Below are 20,916 nucleotides of genomic sequence, written 5' to 3' on the forward strand. Positions count from 1 at the left end.
CGTTGCTCAGGCGCTCAGGATCATGTCGGCCGCTTTTTCGCCGATCAAGAAACAAGCCGCCACCGTGTTGCCGCTCGTCACTGTGGGCATGACCGAGGCATCGGCCACGCGCAGGCCCTGCACACCGTAGACGCGCAGCGAAGGGTCAACGACGGCGCGTGCATCGTAGCCAATCTTGCAGGTGCCGGCCGGGTGCCACAGGGTCGAGCTTTGGGCCCGAATGAAAGCCTCCAGGTCAGCGTCCGGGCCAGGCACGATCTCGCCGCCGTTCAAGCCGGCAAAGGCCTTCGTGTTGGCGATCTCGCGCGCCAGCTTGACCGCAGCCACCAGCACCTGCACGTCTGCATCTTGCTGCAGATAGTTGGGGTTGATGGATGGCGCATCGAGCGGATTGGCCGAACGCAGTCGCACCTCACCAATGCTGTACGGCTGCACCAGGATGGGCAGGAAGATGCTGGCCGGGCCGCCAAAGTTCATCACCGGCGCCAGCGCCTTGGGCACCGCCGGGGTGTAGTTCATCTGCAGATCGGGCGGCGCGGCTTCCATTCCCGCGCGCGTGCGCACAAACAACACATTGCCGGTCAGCAGGTCGGGCTGAGGCAGATCAACCAGCGATCGAAAAACCACCGGCAGCTGCACGTGATCCTGCAGATTCTGCCCGACGCCGGGCAGATCAACCAGCACATCCAGGCCAAGCGATTGTAGATGATCGGCCGGGCCGATGCCAGAGAGCAGCAGCAGCTTGGGCGATAGGAAAGCGCCGGCGCTCAGAATGACCTCGCGTTCCGCTTCCACCTGCACCGTTTGCCCCTGGCTCACATACTCCACGCCGGTGGCGCGCGTGCCGCTGAAGAGGACGCGCGTCACTTCGGCTTCGGTCCGCACCGTCAGGTTGGGCCGCTTCATGGCAGGCGCCAGGTACGCGGTGGCCGCGCTGGCGCGATTGCCCTGCTCGTCCACATGGAACTGCAAGTAACCAGCCCCGTTCTCCTGGCGCGCGCCGTTGTTGTCCCAGTTCGGGCCATCATAGCCCAGTTCGGTCGCGCCGACCTGGAAGGGTTCCGAGCGCATGGCCGGGTCAGGGCAGTCACGAATCTTGAGCGGACCGCCCACGCCGTGGTACTCAGATGCGCCGCCCTCGTAATCCTCGATGCGTTTGTAATAGGGCAGCACGTCCTCGAAGCTCCAGCCGTCCGCGCCCATCGCGTTCCACTGATCGTAGTTGCGGCGATTGCCACGCACGTACATCATGGCGTTGATCGAGGTGCCGCCGCCAATCACACGACCCTGGTTGATGATGATTTGGCGCCCGCCCATGCCCTTTTGCGTCTCGGTGGCGAACTTCCAATCATAATCGGATCCCCACAGCGGAACAAACCCGCCCAATTCGTGGATGCCAGGATGAGTATCCACGGCGCCAGCTTCCAGGATCAAGACCTTCAGGGCCGGATTGGCGCTCAGCCGATTGGCAATGACGCACCCGCTCGCCCCAGCGCCTACAATGATATAATCGTATTTTTCTGTTGCCATGTATCAATAACTCCTTGGAACGGTTCGCCTGGGCGCCAATCCCGTGACCAGCGCCCAAACAACGGCGACTCGCAGCGGGTGGTTCACCCCATCGGCGGGATGATGCCCAACTGCTGCATCAAGCCCATGGTGTCCTCGCTCACCCAGTCTTCGACGATCTTGCCGCCGACCACGCGCACGACGCTGATGCCCTTGACGCTGACGGCCTTACCCGTGGGCGGAATGCCAAACAGGTTCTCGGTGTGCGTGCCCTGCATATGCCAGCGCACCGCAGCCTTCTCACCAGAGCCAAACGCATCTTCCACCGTCATGCGCATGTCAGGGAATCCCGCGCGGAACGCACCCAGGAAACCCTGCACAGCCGCCCGCGGCGTAACCGGCGTCGGGCTGCTGGGGTGGTACATCACCACGTCGTCAGCAAGAATTTCATCAGCGACGCTGGCGTCGCCCTTGCCAAGCAACTCCTCAAAGAAACGGCGACCAATCGTAACGGCATCAGACATGATACTTTCTCCTTTGATCAAATGTAAGAACGTGTGAATCGTTTTCAGTCACGAAATTGGCGAATTACGCTCCGGTTCAACCGGCCTGGGCGCGCGCCAACGCGCGCTCGGCCAGGATCGTCGCTAGGTGAACACGATACTCGCCCGACGCGTACAGATCAGTGCGGCCCTTCAAGCTGGCTACGCCCTGGCTGACCGCCGCTGCGAACGCGGCCGCGCTGGCTCTCTTGCCTTTGAGCGCGTCTTCGGCTTGATACAAGCGCTGAGGATGCGCCTCGCTGCCGGTAACGCCCAGCCGGCAGCTCACAATCGAGCCGCCTTCCCGCAGCACCAGGCTGGCGGCCACACCCACGATCGGATAGCCGTTGGCGGGGTTCTTGAACTTCTCGTACGCGCTGCGGTGCCCGATCTTCTGCAGTGGAATGTGCACCGCGGTGATCACTTCATCGCTATCGAGAACGGTGCGGAACGAACCGACAAAGAACTGATCGGCCGGAATGTTACGTGGCCCATGCGCGCCCTGAGTCAAGATAGCCGCATCGAGCGCCAACAGCGCGGCCGGCAAATCCGCGGCTGGATCGCCATAAGCCAGGTTGCCGCCGATGGTCGAAGCGTTGCGCACCTGCATGTCGCCGATACTGTCCGCTGCCTCGGCCAGGGCCGTGGCGTGCGCACGAACCTCAGGATGCAGCGCCATATCGGTGCATGTGGTCATGGCCCCAATCTGCAGGGTATCGGGGTTGCTGACGGTTGTGATCCCGCGCAAGCCGCGCACCGCACGCAGGTCAATCAGCATTGGCGGCGCTGCATGGCGTAATTTCATCTGGGTCAACAAATCATGCCCACCGGCGAGGACCCTGGCGCCGCGGTGCGCCTGCAGTAAGGCGATGACCTCCTCCAGGTTGGAGGGAGCTGCGTAATCAAAAGAAGCTGGAATCATACGTTTATGCTCCTGCTGCAACGGGTAAGAGTGGGCGTCCGACGCCGTTCTCCCCAGTCTTTAGACCTTGATGCGGAATGCTCATGCCCGTCGCTGACTGCCGGCGGCCTGGGCGTCACGCATCGCACGCCAGACTTTCTCCGGTGTGAACGGCATTTCCAGATGTTGAATCCCCAGGTCGGCCAGGGCATTGCACACAGCATTGCCCACGGCCGCAGCGGCGCCGACGGTGCCGATCTCGCCGGCGCCCTTGGCGCCCAAATCGGTGTGCGGCGTTGGCGTCACCATGCTGCCAACCTCGAAGTTCGGCAGCTGCGTTGCGCGCGGCAGCGGGTATTCTGTCAGGTTCGACGTCAACAACTGGCCGTCATTGGTGTACACGGCCTGCTCAAACAGCGCCTGTCCCAGGCCGTGCGTGATCCCGCCATGCACCTGGCCGTCGAGAACCATGGCGTTGCCCATCGTACCCACGTCATGCACACTGAAGAAGCGCGTCACCTCTACCTGACCGGTCTGCTCGTCAATTTCCACCTCGGCCACCTGCGCGCCATAGGGGAAGTTGAAGCCGGGCGGATCAAGGAAGGTGGTAACCTCCAGGTTCGGATCCATACCTGGCGGCATGTCCCAACCGTACCACAACGCCAGCGCAATTTCCTGCAGCGTCTGCTTCTTCTCCGGGTTGCCCTTGGGATAGGCCTTGCCGTCCTCGTAGACAACCTCGGCTTCGGGCACCTTGAACATATGCGCGGCCATCTTGATGACCTTGTCTCTGATCTCCTTGGCTGCCTTCATGGTGGCCGCGCCGCCAACGCTGAAGGAGCGGCTGCCGTAACTGCCCTGCCCGAACGGGGCGCGCTTGGTGTCAGAATGCAGGATTTCGATCTGGCTGATGTCAATGCCGAGCACTTCGCCCACGATCTGGGCAAAGGTGGTTTCATGCGCCTGCCCGTGCGGTTTGGAGCCGATGATGACGCTCACCTCGCCGGTGGGGTGCACCTTGATGTTTGCACTTTCCCAGGTTCCGCCCAACATGCCTTCCTTTGCCATGCGGGACGAGGGGCCGACGCCGCTGACCGCAATGAAAGGCGCCATGCCAATGCCGTAGCGCTTGCCGCGCTGCCGGGCGTCCTGGCGCCGCGCGGCCGTGTCCGCATAATTGGCCATCGTCAGCACCTTTTCCAGCGACGTGGGATAGTCGCCCGAATCGTACATCCAGCCCATGCGGTTGTCGAAAGGCAGCTGATCGGCCTGGATGAGATTCTTGCGCCGCACCTCGGCCGGATCCATGCCAATTTCCTGGGCAAAGCGGTCAATCAGGCGTTCGATCATGAAAGTCGTCTCTGCGCGGCCTGATCCACGCTGCGCGCCGAGCGAAACGACGTTGGTGAACACGGCGTACACTTCACAGAACGGATTGGGAATATCGTAGACGCTGGTCACATTGCGCCCAACCATGGCCGTAGCCACGCCCGGGCCAATCGTGGACGGATAGGCGCCCAGGTTGGCATAGCTGGTGCAGCGCAGCCCTGTGATCTTGCCATCACGCGTGCCGGCCAGCGTGGCGTACATCTTCTGATCGCGGCCCTGCACCGTGGAGCGCATCAGTCCGCTGCGCGTATCAACCCATTTGATGGGGCGTCCCAGTTCACGCGCCAGGTAGAGCACCAGCGGCATATCCGCGTAGACATAGCCCTTGGTACCAAAGCTGCCGCCGATCTGCGGCGCAATGACGCGCACCTTGTTGAACGGCACACCCAGAATCATCAGCGCCAACAAAAGACGATGATCGTGCGGCGACTGCGTCGAGGCGCGCAGCGTGAATTCGCCGGTCCCCGGATCGTATTCGCCGATCGCGGCGCGTGGTTCAATGGGGCTGTTGATGGTGCGCTGGTTGCGAATGGAAAGGGAAACCTTGACTTCCGCTTCAGCGATGGCGCGCTCAGCCGCCTCTTTGTTGCCATATGGAATGTAGGCGTTCAGGTTGTTCGCCACTTCGTCATGCAGTTGCGGTGCGCCCGGTTTCAACGCTTCTTCAGCATCCACCACGACTGGCAATGGGTGGTAGTCCACCTTGATGGCAGACAGCGCATCATACGCCTGGTAGCGTGTTTCGGCCACCACAGCCGCCACCGGATCGCCGGTGTAGCGCACACGATCGGTGGCGAGAACATTACCGGCGCCGGGCACGCCAAAGGGATGGGAGGGGAAATGGCTCTCCACCCCGCCCGGAATCCAGACGCAGGGGAGGGGCATCATCTTGTTCTCGATGTCAGCCCCGGTCAACACGCGCACCACGCCGGGCATCTTCAGCGCGGCGCTGGTGTCAATACTCTTGATGCGCGCATGCGCATACTCGCTGCGCAGAATGGCCATATGGAGCATGCCGGGCAACGTGAGGTCCGCAGTGAATTTGGCTTCGCCGCGCAGCATCTCCGGATCTTCCTTGCGTTTGAGGCGTGCGCCCAAAGTCTTGCCGGTGCGCGGCGCGGCCTTTTCGGCGTCGGCCGGCTTGGCTGCCGGCGCATTGGCGCCATTGCTGCCGCCTGTCCTGGCCGGGGCGGTGACGGGCGCGACCGCGGGCGCGGTTTCCCGCATCGCGGGCATCGGCGCGGGTGTATGTTCCGCGGGGGAGGCCTGCGCGGCAGCGGCTGCTTTCGCCTCTTGCGACCGAATGCCCGACTCCCAAAGCATAGTAGTGCCCGTCTGAATGATCACCGTGGCATGCTCATCCACCGCGGCAACATTCTCGTAGCCCATCTTGACCGTTTTGCCCAAGGAGATGGCGTCGCCGGGGCTTAAGTGAACCATGCCGATGACGCGGGTCTGATTCACGCTGGTGCCGTTGGTGCTGTTCAAATCTTCGATCGTGTAACCATCCTCTGCGCGCGCCAGACGCGCATGGCGACGTGACACTTCGGTATCAATCAGCACAATGTCGTTCGCCAGGTCGCGTCCGATGGTAACCACGTCGTCCTTCAATTCAAAGACCTTGCCGGCCGCAATGCCTTCTTGCACAACCAGCCGATACGAATCACTCATTGTCGTGTATCCCCTTTCGCCCGTCAGCTCGATCCCTTACCGCGCCGAATCTGCCTGGCCATCTTTTGCAAATCCTGGAAATAGGCATCATTGGTGATTTCGGCCACATGAGCTGCTTTCCTGGCCTTATCAATGGCCAGCAGGGTGACATTGGCCCCATCGGTTGGTTCAAAGCACAAGGTCACGTTTTTGCCCAAGTCAATCAAATCACCTTGTTTCAGAACCACCGGCGCCGTCACTTGAACACCATTGACAAAGGTGCGATTTGTGCTGCCCAAATCCTGAATCGTGTACGTATCGTTCGCCTTGGTCACCTGGGCATGCCGACGCGAGACGAGGGGGTCGGCCACCACAAAATCACAAGCCGGGTCACGCCCAATGATGACTGTGGCCTGTTCAATCTCGAAGCACTCGCCGACCATCTGGCCGCGCTGTACTGATAGCTGAAATGAACCGGGCATCGTATCTTTTACCGCCTTCCGTACTGACTGCTCTTCTGCCGCTTGATTCGTTTTCCGGGCAACGCTACTTGACGCCGGTGAAATGATAGCTGACCTTACCGTCCTTCAACATGAAGACATCGTAGATGCGCGTAATGCCGCGATTGGTGCGTACGGTGGCCTCAAACGAGACCGAGGTCTCGGTCTCTGTAAATTTATCAGTCGTGACCACTTCTTTGATCTGCACCCAGCGCATGTAGTTGCGGAAGTGTTCTTTGAGGGCGGCATGGCCGCGCACAGTCCAGTCGAACGAGGCGACGACGGCGTCCTCATGGTAGTTGTCTTCGACCAAAGCGTCTGGGTTGCCGCCGATGAGGTAACGCACCTGGCGCTCATAGAAAGCCTTGCCGGGCGTGTCAATAATCATGTGCACCAGGCTGTTCGACTTCTCAACCGCGTACTGCACAGCTTTGATCACATTCTGGTAGCCGGTGCAGCGGCAAAGATTGCCTTCCAGGCCGCGCCGGATTTCTGCTTCGGTTGGGCGCGGATTATGCTGCAGCAGGTCGGTCAATGACATGACCATGCCTGGCGTGCAGAAACCACATTGCAGGCCATGGCGCTCCCAGAAACCCTCCTGCAGAGTGGTCAGTGTGCCGCCATGCGCAGCGCCTTCGATCGTGTTGATGTCGGCGCCTTCAGCCTGCACAGCAAGCATCGTGCAGCTCTTCACCGAAACGCCGTTGAGCATGATGGTGCAACTACCGCACTGGCCGGTATCACAGCCTATCTTCGTCCCGGTCAGCCCGAGGTCGTCGCGCAGAAAATCAACGAGGAGCATTCGCGGCTCCACATCTCCTTCGTGGGGCTTCTGGTTAATGGTCATTGACACGTGCATGGATTCGGTTCCTCTCATTTACAGCTCGTTCACAGAGATCATGAACAACGAACCGGGCAAGGCTCATCCTGGCGGTCCACGAACCGCCAGGATGGGTGCGGGCCTGGCTAGAGTCGTGCAAACCCTGGCGCGTACGCGAACGGCTTCACCGTGGCGTTATAGGTCACAATTTGCAGACCGAAGCGGTTCTTGTCTGACCGGCGCACAGTCCAGCGTTGGGTGGCATCCATGGAGACGCGTTTGCTCTTCGCGGCCGGCGCTTCCCACCAGCTGGCCTGCCAACCAACCACGATATCCACCACCGCCTCGTCGCCATTGATCTGGGCTTCCACGGTCTGGACATAGTGATTCTCGTCGAAGAACAGGTTGGTTACCCGGTCGTACCATGTCTTGAACGAGGCGTAGTCATGAATGTCGCCGTCCGGGAACTGAATGTTCAAGTCCGATTCGCTCAACAGCGGATAGACATCTTCGATGGGATCATGGTTGTCAAGCGCACGGTACCACGCGGCCACAAAGCGCCTAATTTCATCTAGCTGCAAAGGTGTACTCATAACGAATTGTTTATCTCCTTTTTGATTTACTGTCCACACGTATTGCCCACGCGCTCCGGGTGTGTGTCCCCTTCGAGCACCAGGTCAATCAGGAAAGGCCCGGGATGCGCCAGCATTTGTGCTATGGCCGGGCCGATCTCCCACGGCTTTTCCACGCGCACCCCGGCCACGCCCATACCGCGCGCCATGTCTACGAAACCGAGCGGCGGATGGGAAAGGTCGAAGCTCAGCGGGAAATCGTGCGCGGGAATGTCCCGTTCTTTCCAGTAGGCTGCAATGTTCAGCTGCAATAAGCGGTACGAGCCGTTGTTGCAGATAATGAACTTGGCATTGATGTTGTGCCGCGCCGCCGACCACAGGGCCTGGATCGTATACATCGAGCCGCCGTCGCCAGTGAAGCCGATGACGGTTTTGTCAGGATTGGCGAGCTTTGCGCCTAGCGCGCCCGGAATGCCGACGCCCAGGGAACCGCCGCGCGTCAGGAAGTATTGACCCGTGCGCGAGGGTGGGAAATAACGCACGACGGCCGGTGAACTGGTCAGCGCTTCATCAAAAATGATGGCGTCGGCCGGCAGATGCGGCGCCAGCTCGGCCATAAAGCGCGCCATCGTCAACGGCACCTTGTCACGCGTCTCGTGGTCATGGGCCAGGTTGGCGGCTTCTTTGGCGGCCTTGGCCTGGGCAATCACGGCAGTGCGTGCGCCTGCTTGGGCCTTCTGCTCGGCCGTCATCGTCGCCGCCAAGATATCGGCCAGCATGGCGAGACTGCGCTTGGGGTCGGCCACCATGCCCAGCGTCACCGGGTGACTCTTGGCAATTTCATACGCGTTCAGGTCTATGTGAATGACGGCCGCGCCGGGGGCAAAAATGCCACCTAGTTCAGGAAAGACTTCCGGCAGCACGTAGGTGCCCACAATCAGGTTGGCGTCGCCTTTAGCCATGATCGGCTGGCTGGCATAGCCAAACATATGCCCGGTCATGCCCTGGTGCAGGGGATGGCGGTAGTCAATGTTGACCTCGCCGGCATCCGCCTCCCACACCTCGGCGCCAAGCAGTTCAGCCACGCGCGTCAGCTCGTCCTGCGCGCCAGAGTAGGCTACCCCATCGCCCACGAAGATCATGGGTTTGGCGGCTGCCGCCAACTGCGCGGCGGCCTGCTTGAGCAAGTCCGGATCGGGCGCTGAGCGCGTGGAGGGGATGAACGTCGGCACCACATCCTCGACCACTGGCGCATCAATGATGTCTTGCGGAATACAGACATACACTGGCCCCATGGGCGGCGTCGCCGCAATTTTGATGGCGCGGCGGAGCACGCGCAGCAGCGAGGAGGGGTCAACCACCATCGTGGCCCATTTCGTAACTGGTTCAGCCATTGCCACCAAATCGCCAGCCATCTGCGCATCGAGATTTTGATACCGGATGCCGGCATCCCCGCCGATGACGACCAGGGGAGAATGTCCCCGTTTAGCCTGGTAAAGGGCGCCAATGGCATTGCCAACCCCTGGTGTGCTGTGCAGCTGAACCAGGGTCGGCTTTTGCGTCGCACGTGCGTAGCCATCGGCCATGGTCACGGCGACGCTCTCCTGCAAGGTCAAGATATACTTCATCGCTGGATATTCAGCCAGGGCATCGAGGAAGCCTTGTTCCACGGTGCCTGGGTTGCCAAACATGAAGTTCATCCCATCGGCCAGGAACTGCTCGATGATGGCGAAGCGACCTGTCTTTTGTGTCATACATTGCCTCATAAAACGTGTCAGCGCCGCCCAATCGCAAGTCGCTGGCTAACGCGTGGCCCTGCGCTGCGGGATGCTGAACGCTGAATTGTGCTTAGAAAAGGCAAGCAATAGCCGCCGAAACCTGACCTGAGAAAACTGATCGTTCAGTCTATACAGGGTCCGGCGGCCATCCCTTGCAGGATTTAGAGTGCGCGCGACAGCTTACCAGCCGTAGCGGCGCAGGCCGTTTTCTAACACCTCGATCATCAGCTCGCCAACGAGGCGCGAGTCCTGCGTGGAGCGGCCGGTCAGGAAAGGATAATCCAGGATCGTAGAGAGGGTGTGGCCGACGCCGCCGTGGTACTGACCATCCGGACCAACCGCATCGCGCAGGATGTACTCCAGCGGATAGAAGGGTGGGCCGAAATTGGCAGACTTATTCATGGGCTTGCCGTTGAAGTCGTACATCTGGGCAAAGCCGGTCGAGTCCTTATAGTCGTATTCGCGGGCATGGCCGGTGACGTGCTTGCCCCAGATGATGCTCTTACGGTCAGTCCAATCGCGGGCAAAGGCCAGGCAGGTCACGCAGTAGCACTCGACGGCAATGAGCTTGCCCAGGGAGAGGAACCCCAGGATCACATCGTGCAGGCGTTCGTTGTTCACCATGTCCACCATGGGGCCGCTGCCGCCCGGCAGCAGCAGCGCATCGTACTTCTCTAGGTCTTTCCAACATTCGGCGCGCTTGTTGTAGTACGCCTCGAGCGCGTGCCCGAAGTTGGGGCTGTTGAAGTAGGGCATCTGCGGAAACCACGCGGACAGGTTGATGGGGTTGTTCAACAGGTCCGACTGGTGAATCTCTCGCGTCCTGGTGGCGTAGTGCTCGTCGGTCACGACCTTATCCAGCGGCGGATCCAGATACCCTACTTCCATGCTGGGCGGCAACGCAGGCGGCTTCCTGCCTTTTGCCGTCATGAAGTCCATCTGATACCCGCGTGCGGCCAGCACATCGTAAGGGCCAACCAGCTCTTCACCCCAATAACCCCATTCAGACAAACCGACCAAAATCTTCTTCGACATGTGTGAATCTCCTTAGTAGTTTTCGATCATCTACCTTGAGCGACTGGTCACAGACGCAGGCTAGTGACCATTTCTTGACAAATCCAAGCGCATCGCAGACGCAAGAATAACCCCAGCTGGCTTCAAGTGAGTTTTTCCACAAGAAGCAACTGTCACATGAACTACATGCGCCAGACGTTAGGCGCGTTATACTTTGTTGCTGCGCAATCAAACGGGGACTTTTCACCGAAGAAAACCAATCAGGGGACTGGATTAACGGAGAGTATCTGCAGTGCAAGACTATGTTTGCCGCCGTGTAACAATAGTGTATCAAATCATCGTCAAGAGAACGTCAAAACCTGCGCTCAGATGCGATAAAACACCCGCAAAATGCGCCTGTCTTGATTAAACCTTTTTAATGCCATGCCTCATCTTGCACTTCACCTATTAGGACCGTTCGAGGTCAAGCTCAACCAAGAACCTCTCGTTCGCTTTGACTATGACAAATTGCGCGCGCTCCTGGCTTATCTCGCTTTGGAAGCGCAGGCGCCGCAGCGCCGCGACGCGCTGGCCGGCTTGTTATGGCCCGAACGACCGGAAGATGCCGCGCGTCACAGCCTGCGCCAGGCGCTGTCCAATCTGCGCCGTTTACTGCAGGGAGATGCACACACGACGCCTTTGCTCGATGTCACGCGCGAGACGGTGCAATTCCCCGATTCCAGCCAGGTCTGGCTCGACGTGCGCCTATTTGATTCGCTCCTTGACGCCTGTAGTAATCACGACCACCTGAGCCTTGAAACATGCACGACCTGCGTAGACCGCTTGCAGCAAGCGGTTGATCTCTATCGCGGCGAGTTCCTCGAAGGCTTCTTTCTTGATGACAGCAGCGCGTTCGAGGAGTGGATGGAAAAGAAGCGCCGCCATTATGACCGGCGCATGCTGGGCGCGCTGCATGCGTTGGCTGTGCACTATGAGCGACAGGGGCAGTATGAGCGCTCGCTTGCCCTGGCCTGGCGTGAGCTGAGCATGGAGGCGTGGCGCGAAGAAGCGCACCGTCACATCATGTACACACTGGCCCGCAATGGACAGCGCGACGCGGCCCTGGCGCACTTCGAAAGATGCCGCCAAGTCCTTCAAGATGAACTCGGTGTGGCTCCCAGCAGAGACACCGTGGCCTTGTATGAACGTATACGCGCCGAGGAATCTTCCAGTCAGCGACCAGGGGCCGGCCCTTTGTGGCCCATCTCCACAATCCCATCGCTGATCCAGCGTGGGCGCGCCGTGCCCACCCAGCTCACACCATTCGTCGGCCGCGCGCATGAATTGGCCCTGCTGAGCGAGCGCATGCGAGAGCCGGCTTGCCGCTTGCTGACCCTCGTCGGGCCCGGCGGCGTCGGCAAGACGCGCCTGGCGATCGAGCTGGCATCCCAACAAGCCTCGCACTATCGAGATGGGGTCTTTGTCGCCTCCTTGTCCACGCTTCAGTCGCCAGCACACCTGACGATGGCCCTGGCCGATGTGCTGCAGCTCGCCTTTTACGGCCGCGAAGCCCCCGAAACCCAACTCCTCAACTACCTGAGCGACAAGCAGATGCTTCTTATCCTCGACAATTTCGAACATCTGATGGATGCAGGCAGTTTCGTCATCGAAATGCTGCACGCCGCGCCAGAGCTGCGCATGATCGTCACCTCGCAAGCGCGCTTGCAGTTGCAAGCGGAATGGATTTTCGACGTGGGCGGGATGTCCATTCCGAGCGGTCACTTGAATGGCTCCACCCTGGATTCGGATGCGGTGCGCCTGTTCGTGGCGCGGGCATCTCAGATTCGTGCGGATTTTGCCCTCACCGATCAACTGAAAGCGCCGATCGTGCGCATCTGCCGGCTCGTGCACGGGATTCCGTTAGGCATTGAGCTGGCCGCGGCCTGGGCGCGCGATTTTTCCTGCGCCGAGATTGCCGACCGCATCGAGCGCAGCCTTGATTTTCTGCACACCGCCATGCGCGATGTCCCCATCCGTCACCGCAGCCTGCGCGCGGTGTTTGACCACGCCTGGAAACTACTCACCCCTGAAGAACAGCGCGTCTTACGCCGTTTGGCCGTTTTCGACGGCACGATGAGCGAAGCGGCCGCCTTGTACGTGGCCGGCGCGACGCCGGCTGTGCTCACAGGCCTCGTCGCCAAATCGCTGCTTCACATCACGGGGCGCGAGCGCTACGCGATGCATCAGTTGATTCGTTACTACGCCCAAGATAAGTTCAACGAAGCCGTGGACGAACGAGACATGATGCGCGAACGATATGCCAGCTATGTGGCGCGCTTCATGGTCAAACAAGAACCACTGCTCCACGGAGCGCATCAAAAGCAGGCGGTGGACGACATCAGCGCTGAACTAGACAATGTACGCGCCATGTGGCGCTGGGCCGTTGCAGGGCGTCGTCACAAGATGGTGGACCAGGCCCTTGAGAGCCTATTTCGCTTTTTTGAAATGCGGGGTTGGTTTGTACGCGGCAGTGAACTGCTGGAAGAGGCCATTCAGGCCTGGAGCAGCAGCGCCGCAACCGCGCCCCAACCTGATGTGGCCCTTCTCGTGGGTCGGCTGCAAATCCGCTTAGGAATTCTTGCGGGGCATCTCGCCCACTATGCTCGCGCCCAGACGCTGCTGGAATCTGGGCTGAAGGTGGCCCGCCAGGCGAACAACAAACGTGAGGCTGCATTCGCCCTGGCTAACCTCGGCCAGGTGGTGGGCGCCAGCGGCGATTTGGCGGCCGCCGTTCATCTGCTGGATGAAAGCCTGGCCCTTGCCCCAACCCTCGGCGATCAGTCTTGTGTGGCCGCCGCCCTGTATCATCGGGGCGTTGCCGCGCACGTCGAAGGCGACGACATAAAGGCCGAGGACATGCTGCGGCGTTGCCTGAAAATCCGGCAAGAGGCTGGCGATTTGCAAGGCGTTGCCGCGGCGCTGGTCGCGCTCGGTCGTCTCCACGCGGATCAGGGCGATTTTGTCACTGCGCGTCAACGCCTCAACGAGAGTCTGCTGGTTAGTCGTGAGCTGGGCAACCTGCATGAGCTCACAACCGCTCTTGATCAGTTAGGCTCATTGGCGGTATCGTCGGGGGACTATGCTGCTGCGGCAACCTTCTATCGTGAAAGTCTCTCGGTTGCGCGCCAGATTGGGCAACGGGCTGTGATGGTGCTGGCGTTGTCTGGGCTGGGCGAGGTCGCCTGTGCGCAGCAAGAATTCGATCGAGCCCACGCCTTCATGCAGACGGCGCTGCGACTTGGCCTTGAAATTCGGGCAATGCCTCACATTCTTTCGATCCTGACTGGCCTGGCAAACCTGGCTTTGCAGCGCGGCGCGCTGGAACAGGCCGTGGAGTGGGTGACGTTTCCCCTACACCATCGAGCCAGCACCCCTGCGACAAGGACCAGGGCAGCCAGCCTGTTGTCAGAGCTGACGAACAGGCTGGCGCCAGAAACAGTGCAGGCTTGTGAAGCGCACAGCCATCAGCGCGGCCTGTCGGCGTTGGTGGCTGCGCTTCTGGCCGAACCAAAGGAGTAACAAAAAGCCCCGGTCGCCGCAGCAACCAGGGCCTTCTTTCTTTGCAGGACTTAGCACTCAACCGCTCACGGGGGTCTGCGACCCTGCCGCTTGCGGGGGAAGAGAAACGAACTGTCTTTCTTGGCGGCCTCACCGCGCCTTGATCACGCGGCGGCGGGCGCGGGCGTCAACATGGCGGCAAACTCGGTCATGTCGAGAGTCTCAACTTCCATGAGCCGGTGCGCCACGGCCGTGAGCTTGTCCTTGTAGGTAGACAGAATCGCGTGTGTGCGTTCGTAGGCCTCGTCAATAAAGCGACGCACTTCCTTGTCAATCTCACGCGCCACTTGCTCACTGTAGTTGCGCTGCTCGCTGATTTCGCGCCCCAGGAAAATCATCTCCTCGCGCTGTCCAAACTGCAGCGGCCCCATCGCGTCGCTCATCCCGAATTGGGTCACCATCTGGCGGGCGAGCTTGGTGACGCGCTCCAAGTCGTTACTGGCGCCGGTGGTTACATCGCCGAAGATGATCTCCTCGGCCACGCGTCCTCCGAGCAAACCGGCCAGTTCGTCGCGGTATTTATCACGCGAATAGAGAACCCGGTCTTCTTTCGGCAGCGGCATCGTGTAACCCAGGGCCATGCCGCGGGAAATAACGCTGATCTTGTGCACGGGGTCGCAGTTGGGCAGCATGTGCATCACCACGGCGTGTCCCGCTTCATGGAAGGCAATGACTTCCTTCTCGTGCGCTGAAATCAGGCGGCTGCGGCGCTCTGGCCCTGCGATCACCCGCTCGATCGCTTCCTGGAACTCAGACATGCCGATGCCGCGTTTGTTGCGACGTGCAGCCAAGATCGCGCCTTCATTGACCATGTTTTCCAAATCGGCCCCAGCAAAACCGGGCGTTTGTCGGGCCAGCGTCTCCAGATTCACATCGGGCAGCAGGGGCTTGCCCTTGATGTGCACTTCCAAGATTGCCTTGCGTCCCTTCATATCTGGACGATCCATGACCACCTGGCGGTCGAAGCGACCGGGACGCAGCAGCGCCGGGTCCAGAATGTCTGGCCGGTTGGTCGCCGCAATAATGATGACATTCGTGTCGGTATCGAAGCCATCCATCTCGACCAGCAGTTGGTTGAGCGTCTGCTCCCGTTCGTCGTGGCTGCCGCCCAGGCCTGCGCCGCGATGGCGGCCGACCGCGTCAATTTCATCAATGAAAACGATGCAGGGACTGTTGCGCTTCGCCTGTTCGAATAGATCACGCACGCGGCTGGCGCCGACGCCGACGAACATCTCAACGAACTCAGAGCCAGAGATGGAGAAGAAGGGCACGCCTGCCTCTCCCGACACGGCCTTGGCCATCAGCGTCTTGCCGGTGCCCGGGGCGCCGATCAGGAGCACGCCCTTGGGGATGCGTGCGCCAAGCGCGGCGAATTTCTGCGGCTCTTTGAGGAACTCCACCACTTCCTGCAGCTCTTCTTTCGCCTCTTCGCAGCCGGCCACATCGGCAAACGTCACGGTCGGTTTGTCGCCGGTGAACATGCGCGCGCGACTCTTGCCAAAAGCAAAGGCCTGATTGCCTGCGCCTTGCGCCTGGCGCATCAGAAAGAAGAAGAATGCGCCTACCAAGACCAGGGGCAGCAAGGTGCCCAGAATGGCGCCCCAGTTTTCCCAACGGCTTGGCGCCACCACTTCCACGGCAACAGCCTGCCGTTTGTCTTCGGGTACACCCAGATCCTTCAACGTATCGCCCAGGCCGACGCCATCTTCTTTGCGCGAGATAGCACTGGTTGACTTGTACTCTGGTTTATACGTAATTTGCAGTTCATTGCCCTTCACGGCGATGCGCTGCACCCCACCCGCGGTTACTTCACGCGCCAGATCGGCGATTGCAATCTCGGGCACATTGGGTCGCGTGCGCGAGAAGGACGTGAAGACAAACGCAGCCAGCGCCGTTAACAGGAGCAAATAGACTAATCCATTGCGGAACACTTTGGGAACCATGTCTATTGAATTTCCTCCGCCAAATCGTTCACTTTCTCATGCTTTGGACTGCCAAAATCCTCAATCGTAACAAAATCATCAATATCAGTATCGCACGGCGCGTCAAGCAGCGCCGTAGCGTGACTTACCAACGCGCCGGCCTGCGCCGTGATGCTCATCAAGGCAAGTTGGCCGGCTCTTCCGCTAACGTCAGCGTGAGTGTCTGTTCTTTGCCGTCACGCAGCAGGTGCAAGACGACCTCTTGGCCCACGTCGGTTTTGCCTTCCAGGTAGGCATCGAGGTCTTTCCAGGTGCGCAGCGGTTGCTCATCAATCGCCGTGATGATGTCGCCGCCAACGTACATGCGGCGATTGCCAATCACAACCTCACGCTTAGCGCCCTGAATACCGGCTTTCAGCGCCGGGCTTGCATCATACAGCTGCGCCACCAGCAGGCCCTCTGTCACGGGCAACGTGAGCTGCTGGGCCAGGCGTGGGGTGATGTCATAACCGATCGCGCCCAGCCACGGGTGAGGATAACTGCCGCGTTCGATCAGCACAGGAACCACTTTCTTGACCGTGTTGACCGGGATGGCAAAACCAACGCCGGCGCTGGTGCCGCTTGGGCTAAAAATGGCCGAGTTCACGCCAATCAGGCGGCCCAGGCTGTCGAGCAAGGGACCCCCTGAATTGCCGCGATTGATCGAAGCGTCGGTTTGGATGGCGCCCCGCAGAACCTGGTTGTCGGTCTCGATGGTGCGATTCAGCGCGCTCACCACACCCGTCGTCAGGGTGCGTTCAAATTGACCAAACGGGTTGCCAATGGCGATCGCGGTCTGCCCCACGCGCAACGTGCTGGAGTCGCCAGTCACCAACGGCTCAACGCCAGCCGGCAGCGTATCCACCTGGATGACCGCCAGGTCGTTGCGCGGGTCGGCGCCGACTACCTTCGCGTTCACGGCGTTGTCGTCCCCAAAATTAACGGCCAACGAATCGGCATTTTGCACCACATGGTAATTGGTGACAATGTGCCCCTGAGTGTCCCATACGAAACCGGAGCCGCTGCCTTCTTCCGGATAGGCGCCAAAAAAGAACGATTGCACGATGACGCGACTGGTGATATTGACCACAGCCGGGCTGGCGTGCTCATACACACTGATAATACGCTCTTCGCCCAGGTCGGCCCCGGCCGCAGCTGCCAGTGGATCGGGGGTCGCCGTCACCACAATGACCACGGGTGTAGACGTAGGCGCCGGGGTTGAAGTGACCAGGCGCGGCAGGCTGGGCAGGCGCAGCGGCCCGCAGGCCAAAGCCGCCAGAGCCAACAGGACAAATACCAACAAGATTGAAAAACGACGCACGTATGCCTCCAAGTCGCGGCCGCTTGCTTGCGGTCTCAACCCTTGCTTGGAAGATGTAAGCGGGCAGCAACGGCCGCGCCCAGGATGCCGGCATTGTCGCCGAGCTGCGAAAGAACGATCTTGACCTGGCTGGCATCGCGACGCTGCGTGAAATGTTGATAGGCCACCCGGCGAATGGGCTGCAGGAAGTCCTCGCCCAGGGCCTCAATCACGCCGCCGCCCAGGACAATCAGCTCAGGATCGAGAAAATTGACCAGACCGGCAAGATGCAAACCGAGGTAGTATTGCACCCGCGTCAGCACCTCAACAGTCAAGGTGTCGTTGCTTTTCCATGCCTGCGCCAACACACCACTGCTCAACCGCTCGACGCCGCCGCCAGCCAACGCCTCCGTCAGTGTGGTTTTGCGGCCTGACTGCACAGCCGCGCGCAGACTGTTCACGATCGCGGTGCGGCTGGCCAGAGCCTCGATGCAGCCGCGGTTGCCGCAGCCGCAATATGGCCCCTCCGCCAGCACAATCATGTGGCCGATTTCGCCCGCGGCGTGGCGCGCGCCGCTGCGCAGTTGACCGCCGATGATGAGGCCGCCGCCGATGCCTGTACCGACGAAGACGCCAATGACATCCTTGGCCCCACGGCCAGCGCCATAGACAAATTCTCCCAAGGTGCCCACGTTGACATCGTTGTCCAGGAACACTGGTACGCCGAGTTGATCGCTCAGCGTCTTGGCTAACGGCACATTCTCCCACCCATTCAGGTTGGGCGCCATCAGCACCGTGCCGGTATCGGGGTCAATCGGCCCTGGGGCGCCAATGCCCACGGCGCGGACCTCACTGCGCAGCACTTTGGCGACGCCCAGCGCATCGTCAACCGTCTTCACGATGCGCTCGATGACGCTCTCGGTTCCCGTTTCGGGTTTTGTCTTGCGCTTGGCCTGACCCAAAATCTTGCCGTCGGCGGTCACGACAGCCGCCAAAATCTTGGTGCCGCCCAAGTCCACACCTACCACCAGGTCGTTCGTCTTTTCGCTCTCTTTGGCCATAACTCTTACCTTCTTCCGCCTGCGGGCGACCAGTTACTCATGTCCTTGTGTCTCAAGCGCCGGCGAAGTTGCAGCGTTGAGGATCTCGCAGGGCTGCACCTCTCCAAGCATCAGCATCAAGTCGGCTAACTCCAGGGGTAGGTCCGCCACAATGACCTGACCATCGGCCGTGAGGTAGATTTCAGTCTCAGTGCTGAATGACAATGCCGGGCGCGCGGTCAGATTCGTAGTACTCACCGGTTTTCTTCTCCTGATCTACCCGTCCCAGGATTTCCAGTAGTTGGGAAATGCTTTCGCACTGCGCGCCTTTGATCCCCTGGATGGTGTACTCAATCCGTCCATCGGGCAGGATTGTGATCGCAATTTCTTGTTTCTTTGGCATACGTTGTTCCCTCATCCGCAATCCAAAGCTGCGGCCTGGCCTCAGCCCTTAAGCCCAGCGTCGCACCACGAGGCGAATGGCCTTATTGCGATCGGTGGCTTCCTCAACCAGGCTGAAGCCCGCCTTGCCCACTTCGTTCAGCACCTTGTGATAGGCATAGCGCTGGTTCAACTGCTGCAAGATGTCTTGTTGGCTCGACAGCCCCATGCTGTCGCCCAAGATTTCATACACCCCTTCATCATTGCGGCGCAAGCCAAAACTGGTGAACAACCCCGCCTTGACCACGATCTCGGCCGCATGGCTGGCGCCTGACCAGCCATGGCGATAGTCGGCATTTTCCTGGTACTTCAGTTCCAGGTCATCCAGCGCGCGCTTGATCATCGTAAGGTCGCGCAACTCTGTGCGTACTTTGACGAACTTGGACATCATAACCTCCGTTCGTAAACTCGTTACCTATTCATCTCAACGAACCCGCCCAGCTCGTGCGTCTTCAAGCAGCCAGCGTCAGGTTCAATCTCTGCGCCAGGTCCCGCGCCTGCTCGATTTCAGCGTTGCTCAGCAGCGCCGCCAAGGGGCCGCGCGCGTGGGCTGGCGGGAAGTACTGCGTCAACAGACTGACCGTCACCTGGGGGACGACGTCCGCAAGCCAGCGCAGCGCCGGCTCGGTGCAGCAGTCGAAATGCCCTGGCATCAACAGATGGCGAACCATCACCCGGCTGCGGGCCGCAGCCCAGGCGATCGCGCCTGTCACGACGGCCCAATAGTCAGGCATGCCGCCCAACTCAACGCCGCAGCGGTCGTTGCCGAACTTCAGGTCCGGCAGATACAGCGCGATGACCCCATCCAGCAGCGCCAACGCCTCCGGCGTATGGTAGAAATTCGAATTCCAGACCACCGGCGGCGCCTCGTCGCCCAGCAGCGCCAGCGTTGCCAGCACAAAGGGCAGGTGCGGCAGCGGGTCCCCGCCCACGAATTCGAGCGTACGCGCCCCTTGTGCCGTCCGTCGGCGTACAGCAGCAGCCAGTTGGCCTGGCGTTGCCTCTACGCCATACTGCGGCCGAAAAGCAAACCGCGCCGCGGTGCAAAACGTACACGTCGCCGTACAGCCAGAGAAGAACACCGCATGGGCCGGCCGGATCGCCTCCTCCTCGCCCAGGTGCAGCATCTCGCTGGCGATGAAGGTGCGAGTGTCCACGCGGCACACCCCGCGGCCGGTCGTGCGCGCCGCGCCGCAGCGGTGTGGACAGAGCTGGCAATCGTCAAGATGCGTGCGGGCCTGTTCAGCCCGCGCAGCTAACGACTTGGTGTCGAGGCTAGGCGCCGTGCCCATTCCCGCTCTTGCCTGTCAATAGAGCGATGATGCTCTCGGCTTCATAGGCGAGCCTGTACCACTTCAGCAACTCTTCCTCGCTGCCAATGCGCATGATGGTGTCACGCAACTCGCCTGGAATCGGCTGATCGGGAAAACGCATGGCCAGTAAATAGAGCAGGCCTCGCTTTTCACCCTCACTAATTCCCGCTGCGCGTCCTTTTTCAAGACCTTCTTCAAGACCTTTTTCAAGACCTTCTTCAAGACCTTCTTCAAGACCTTCTGCTTTCGCCTCGCGGATCATGCGCTCACGCTCCTCCCGTTTCCACGCGGCAACAAGCTCTTCCAACTCCTTCTCGATCCGCGGGTCCGTACTCAGCATCATCTCTAGCCTCCGTTGCTCAACCTCTGCTAACGGCAGATACCGATTCACACACATCGCCAGGACATTCTGGCGTGCCTGATTGGACTCGTGCTGCAGAATCCCTCGCAGGCAAGATAGTTTCCAGGCCACGCGATCTATGCCTCGGGGAGGCCGCATCAGCGCTGCCAGCGCATACCCAAGGGGATTGGTGCGGTGGATATACGCTTCGCCTTGCAAATCGGGCAGGCCAACACAGTCAAAAGTAAA

The 20,916-nt window shown here is 60.4% G+C and carries 17 protein-coding genes and 2 pseudogenes; 1 reads left to right on the forward strand and 18 read right to left on the reverse strand.

Annotated features, from left to right (window positions below):
• Positions 1-6 precede the first annotated feature (6 nt).
• The 9 genes and pseudogenes from ACPQ6D_RS18175 to ACPQ6D_RS18215 form a co-directional block, all read right to left on the reverse strand.
• Positions 7-1,530, reverse strand: coding sequence for a GMC family oxidoreductase (locus tag ACPQ6D_RS18175; RefSeq protein ID WP_423225769.1), 1,524 nt, complete (start codon positions 1,528-1,530; stop codon positions 7-9).
• A gap of 83 nt (positions 1,531-1,613) precedes the next feature.
• Entirely contained in the window at positions 1,614-2,033 is a 420-nt protein-coding gene (locus tag ACPQ6D_RS18180; RefSeq protein ID WP_423225770.1) for an ester cyclase, read from the reverse strand.
• A 76-nt stretch (positions 2,034-2,109) separates the two neighbouring features.
• Positions 2,110-2,973: an FAD binding domain-containing protein gene (locus tag ACPQ6D_RS18185; protein WP_423225771.1), complete on the reverse strand. Its 864-nt coding sequence runs from the start codon at positions 2,971-2,973 to the stop codon at positions 2,110-2,112.
• A gap of 81 nt (positions 2,974-3,054) precedes the next feature.
• Positions 3,055-6,012: a molybdopterin cofactor-binding domain-containing protein gene (locus ACPQ6D_RS18190; protein WP_423225772.1), complete on the reverse strand. Its 2,958-nt coding sequence runs from the start codon at positions 6,010-6,012 to the stop codon at positions 3,055-3,057.
• 23 nt (positions 6,013-6,035) lie between these two features.
• Positions 6,036-6,473 carry an FHA domain-containing protein gene (locus tag ACPQ6D_RS18195; RefSeq protein ID WP_423225773.1) on the reverse strand — a complete coding sequence of 146 codons (438 nt, stop codon included), beginning with the start codon at positions 6,471-6,473 and terminating at the stop codon, positions 6,036-6,038.
• A gap of 424 nt (positions 6,474-6,897) precedes the next feature.
• A pseudogene (locus ACPQ6D_RS18200) lies at positions 6,898-7,350 on the reverse strand ((2Fe-2S)-binding protein); the annotation flags it as partial.
• Between the two features lie 107 nt (positions 7,351-7,457).
• Positions 7,458-7,904: a hypothetical protein gene (locus ACPQ6D_RS18205; RefSeq protein WP_423225774.1), complete on the reverse strand. Its 447-nt coding sequence runs from the start codon at positions 7,902-7,904 to the stop codon at positions 7,458-7,460.
• Positions 7,905-7,930: 26 nt separating this feature from the next.
• On the reverse strand, positions 7,931-9,637 hold the full coding sequence (locus ACPQ6D_RS18210; protein WP_423225775.1) for a thiamine pyrophosphate-binding protein: 1,707 nt from the start codon (positions 9,635-9,637) through the stop codon (positions 7,931-7,933).
• A 204-nt stretch (positions 9,638-9,841) separates the two neighbouring features.
• Entirely contained in the window at positions 9,842-10,696 is an 855-nt protein-coding gene (locus tag ACPQ6D_RS18215; RefSeq protein WP_423225776.1) for a type 1 glutamine amidotransferase domain-containing protein, read from the reverse strand.
• Positions 10,697-11,098: 402 nt separating this feature from the next.
• Between ACPQ6D_RS18215 and ACPQ6D_RS18220 the strand changes: the two genes are divergently transcribed.
• Positions 11,099-14,233, forward strand: a complete 3,135-nt coding sequence (locus tag ACPQ6D_RS18220) for an AfsR/SARP family transcriptional regulator (protein WP_423225777.1) — start codon at positions 11,099-11,101, stop codon at positions 14,231-14,233.
• A 143-nt stretch (positions 14,234-14,376) separates the two neighbouring features.
• Here the strand turns inward: ACPQ6D_RS18220 and ftsH are convergent, their stop codons facing one another.
• The 9 genes and pseudogenes from ftsH to ACPQ6D_RS18265 form a co-directional block, all read right to left on the reverse strand.
• Positions 14,377-16,215, reverse strand: a complete 1,839-nt coding sequence (gene ftsH / locus ACPQ6D_RS18225) for an ATP-dependent zinc metalloprotease FtsH (protein ID WP_423225778.1) — start codon at positions 16,213-16,215, stop codon at positions 14,377-14,379.
• A 2-nt stretch (positions 16,216-16,217) separates the two neighbouring features.
• The gene (locus ACPQ6D_RS18230) at positions 16,218-16,376 is read right to left on the reverse strand and encodes a hypothetical protein (protein ID WP_423225779.1); all 159 of its coding nucleotides are present in this window, start codon (positions 16,374-16,376) and stop codon (positions 16,218-16,220) included.
• Positions 16,373-17,554, reverse strand: a complete 1,182-nt coding sequence (locus ACPQ6D_RS18235) for a S1C family serine protease (protein ID WP_423225780.1) — start codon at positions 17,552-17,554, stop codon at positions 16,373-16,375. Before ACPQ6D_RS18235 ends, ACPQ6D_RS18230 begins: the two co-directional genes overlap by 4 nt.
• A gap of 35 nt (positions 17,555-17,589) precedes the next feature.
• A complete protein-coding gene (locus ACPQ6D_RS18240; RefSeq protein WP_423225781.1) occupies positions 17,590-18,594 on the reverse strand; it encodes an ROK family protein in 1,005 nt (334 codons plus the stop codon).
• A gap of 33 nt (positions 18,595-18,627) precedes the next feature.
• Complete coding sequence (locus ACPQ6D_RS18245) at positions 18,628-18,831, reverse strand: hypothetical protein (protein WP_423225782.1); 204 nt, start codon at positions 18,829-18,831, stop codon at positions 18,628-18,630.
• Positions 18,782-18,976 (reverse strand): DUF2997 domain-containing protein, encoded by a 195-nt coding sequence (locus tag ACPQ6D_RS18250; protein ID WP_343406739.1) that lies wholly within the window; start codon positions 18,974-18,976, stop codon positions 18,782-18,784. The genes ACPQ6D_RS18245 and ACPQ6D_RS18250 overlap by 50 nt, the downstream gene beginning before the upstream one ends.
• Before the next feature lie 48 nt (positions 18,977-19,024).
• Positions 19,025-19,405: a DUF1257 domain-containing protein gene (locus tag ACPQ6D_RS18255; RefSeq protein ID WP_423225783.1), complete on the reverse strand. Its 381-nt coding sequence runs from the start codon at positions 19,403-19,405 to the stop codon at positions 19,025-19,027.
• Positions 19,406-19,466: 61 nt separating this feature from the next.
• Positions 19,467-20,306 (reverse strand): radical SAM protein, encoded by an 840-nt coding sequence (locus ACPQ6D_RS18260; RefSeq protein WP_423225784.1) that lies wholly within the window; start codon positions 20,304-20,306, stop codon positions 19,467-19,469.
• Positions 20,290-20,916, reverse strand: a pseudogene (locus ACPQ6D_RS18265) (hypothetical protein); the annotation flags it as partial. The gene ACPQ6D_RS18260 and the pseudogene ACPQ6D_RS18265, both read right to left, overlap by 17 nt.

It is taken from the genome of Candidatus Amarolinea aalborgensis (genome assembly GCF_900491745.1).
GTDB classification, from domain to species: domain Bacteria; phylum Chloroflexota; class Anaerolineae; order SSC4; family Amarolineaceae; genus Amarolinea; species Amarolinea aalborgensis.